Consider the following 3184-nt stretch of genomic DNA (forward strand, 5'->3'; position numbering starts at 1 on the left):
TCAGTACAAAAGGTTGTTAAAATCTTGGGATTGTGAGCTTTTGGAGTGCAATGGTGAGCCAGATCACCTTCACCTTTTAATTTCTGCTAATCCCAAGATGCAACCAAGTAAAATGGTGAACAGTTTAAAAACTGCTACATCAAGACTTGTGCGAAAGGAGTTTTCCGAACACTTGGGTGAGTTTTACTGGAAGCCAGTTTTTTACAGCAGAAGTTATTGTCTGGTTAGTTGCGGAGGTGTGCCACTTGAAATCGTGAAGCAATATTTAGCTCAACAGGAAGGATTTGATTAAAGCCACCACTTCGTGGTGGTGCGCCTTTCACCACCACCTAAATTAACTCGCTTTGGCTCATTAGATTTAGATGGAGCACTTGGCGCTATTGGGTAGAACTCCACCGTCAGACAACACCATTCCAGTTTCTAATATTAGGTTAATTGCCCGTTTCTTAATGACCTGTGATGCGTTGTTATCTGCATTGTCAGTGTTTCCACAGTTACCGCACAAAAATAGTTCTTGTGATCCTCGGTTGTCGGAGTGAGTGTGATCGCACTTGGCGCACTCCTGACAGGTGTAGGCTGGATTCACTTTTAATACGGCTCTCCCTGCTTGATAAGCTCAAAGGAAAATCGTCATACATGCTAAAGCGCGAGTATTGGGGGCGGATAAAGACAATGCTTTGGGGTAATCACTTTTGGTCGCCTAGCTATTGTGTCATGTGGTGGTACGAGCTTGGATGTGGTTAAGCAGTACATCGAAAACCAAAGCACACCACCAAGTGAAAGAGCTATTAAAACATCACGGCTTTAAGTCACAAAAAAGACTAGTTACCTTTTGCGCAATATCGCCCTTAAAAGGGCTAGATTGCGCAAGCATAATGTTCAAGTGGTAATTTCCCTCTAATATTAATATTCCCTGCTATTATCAACATTAAAACCAAAGTCGCAGATACTGTGAGCAGTCTAATGGTTTGCTTACCTGCTTTTAATTTTTTCGTTTTGAGCTGCATTGCTTGTCCTTTACAATATTCTTTTAGCTCGGTATTACTCTTAAGCGATCGCTTAATTGGCGCTGTAGTTTCTTGTGAGCGTAATACTAAGTTAATATATACGGTTGGCTGGTGGGGGTTGGTTTGGCGCTGCGTGGTTCGCTACAGCGCCTTTAAAGTCATAGTTATTTCTATTCACGATCGCTCTTTGCTTGGGTAAACACCATTGAGTAACTTGAGCCATTTACTTTTTCGCTCTAATGCAGTGAGTTGTCCTTTGGTTGATTAGGTGTTTGAAATTCCAGTTTTTCAAATTATTGAGTCTATGATAAACCTAGGGGTAGCTCAATGTAGGAAATTTCTTTATATACCTACATGACACCCTAGGTTTTAATAAAGGGCCGAAGTTAATTTGGTGTTTCCTAAGCCTCAAACCATTTTGCTAATCTACTTTTAAAATCTTATTACTTTCTTACACTCAAACTCTAAGCATCGACTTTTCTATTTTTGTAGCTAGGAGATTGCGCACTTCATCACCGTCATCCAGCTTTAAGGCTGTACCTACAGTCTCCAAATCAAAAACCCTTACCTCTGTTAGCAATAACCCTATTATCAACTAAAGAAAAAAATTTTAATAATTAGAGCATACTAATTTCGACGCTCTACGATTTAGGTAAAAAAATTTCAAACGGAAACGAACGCAAAACCAAAAAAAGTAGTTGGTCACACACAACTAAGGAAAGGTTGATAAATAAGAAAAAATGTAAATAACTACCATGTGCATTTAAAATTAAAGCTGCACATGTGGAACGGGGAATTAAGATAAATATCGCCTTAAAAAAAAATAAATGCACATACATGTGCATTTATTAGTAAAAAATGCACATGCGGAACGCGAGAAAAGCAAGGCGTGAACATCTCAAAAAAAAACAAGGTAGCTCTAAAAGAAAGATGCACATATACATGTGCATTTATTAATTAAAGCTGCACATGCAATATAAAAACAAAGTAAAACGTAGAACACTCAAAGTAACAGGTGATTTTAAAACAGAGCTGCACATACATGTGCATTTAATTTAATTAAATCAAACTTAATTGCGGTGATTTATAGGTAAAAGCTGCACATGTATGTGCATTAATACTTTAAATCATCTACGTCACCTTGAGGGGTTGAGCAACATGTCAAAACCTCATCTTCTTTAAAAAAGCCAAGAGGCTGTGTCGTATATACGACACTACCTCTTTTAAGCTTCATCTTACATTGACCACAAAAACCGGCTCTACTAGGAAAAAGTCAGCGCGCTATTAGCGTTGGTTGGGTTAATAAAAGTTTAATTTCACCATTTTAATGATGTGCTAATCTATATTTATTAAAGAATGCGCAAGGATGATAATGACTTTCAACCATCACATCCATATAGTTTTGTTACTACTCATTTGTATTTAAAAAGGCGAAAAATAGGTTAAGAGGTGTTATTAAGGGCAAAAATAAGCTGCTTATATTTATAATTTTATATTACGTAATTTCTGTATGGAGTATAAATTTAATAGTGAAAAATAGAGTTAAAGTAAGTACAGCATAACTATAAAGCTCTTAATATAGCGCATTGTAAACTGTGAATGAGGTTAAAAATAATACATAAAATACGCATATAACTATACTTTAATTTTAGTTAAAAATGATGCTGTTATCTCTCATCGAGAGATTGCCAGAAGTTTAAATATTTCATCTGTTACTGTGGGTAATTACCTTAAAAGGCCAATGAGTTAGGCTTAAATTAATGGCCAATTCCAGAAGATAAACAGCAAAATAGGTTTCTCAACACAAAGCTCAGGTGCATCTCATGCAAAAAATGTCTAAGGTGAAATATTAGTAATACAGTGAACAGCCCCGTTTAGACTACCTCCGTGAGGCATACCCACCCGTTTAGATTACACTCGCTGGCTGAATTTCACCGTAAACCCTCTTCCGAGGGCGGTGAGAAGTCACGATGGTATGGGGTTACTGGCTATTTTTGGCGAAACAAATTATAACGCCTTACCATACTGATCAAAAAGTCATGGCGAAAGATCAACACGCGCGAGTGTTTATGCGTGCAAGCGCGAGTGTTTATGCGTGGGTAACTTTCTGAAAACACAGATTTACCCACAGAAAGGAGTCCTATAGGCAGTAATATAAGCTTTTTTGTGGGTAACTT

Annotated in this window: 3 protein-coding genes; 1 reads left to right on the forward strand and 2 read right to left on the reverse strand. The window is 37.5% G+C overall.

The genetic code is table 11. The annotated features are described in order from the left end of the window. Positions 1-292 (forward strand): IS200/IS605 family transposase (tnpA, locus tag L655_RS0117695; RefSeq protein WP_024605779.1); only part of this gene is annotated, 292 nt, incomplete at its 5' end. A 66-nt stretch (positions 293-358) separates the two neighbouring features. On the opposite strand, the gene L655_RS1000000127030 is transcribed toward tnpA, so the two are convergent. Together L655_RS1000000127030 and L655_RS1000000127450 are read right to left on the reverse strand one after the other, a co-directional pair. After that, positions 359-586, reverse strand: a complete 228-nt coding sequence (locus tag L655_RS1000000127030; RefSeq protein ID WP_080670035.1) for a zinc ribbon domain-containing protein — start codon at positions 584-586, stop codon at positions 359-361. 271 nt (positions 587-857) lie between these two features. Then, entirely contained in the window at positions 858-1007 is a 150-nt protein-coding gene (locus tag L655_RS1000000127450) for a hypothetical protein (RefSeq protein WP_158000940.1), read from the reverse strand. Positions 1008-3184 lie beyond the last annotated feature (2177 nt).

It is taken from the genome of Pseudoalteromonas sp. TAE79 (assembly GCF_000498015.1).
Classification (GTDB): domain Bacteria; phylum Pseudomonadota; class Gammaproteobacteria; order Enterobacterales; family Alteromonadaceae; genus Pseudoalteromonas.

Coding starts and splice junctions, on each gene's coding strand:
- L655_RS1000000127450 (WP_158000940.1), bottom strand. CDS start 1,007: ATGCAGCTCAAAACGAAAAAATTAAAAGCAGGTAAGCAAACCATTAGA.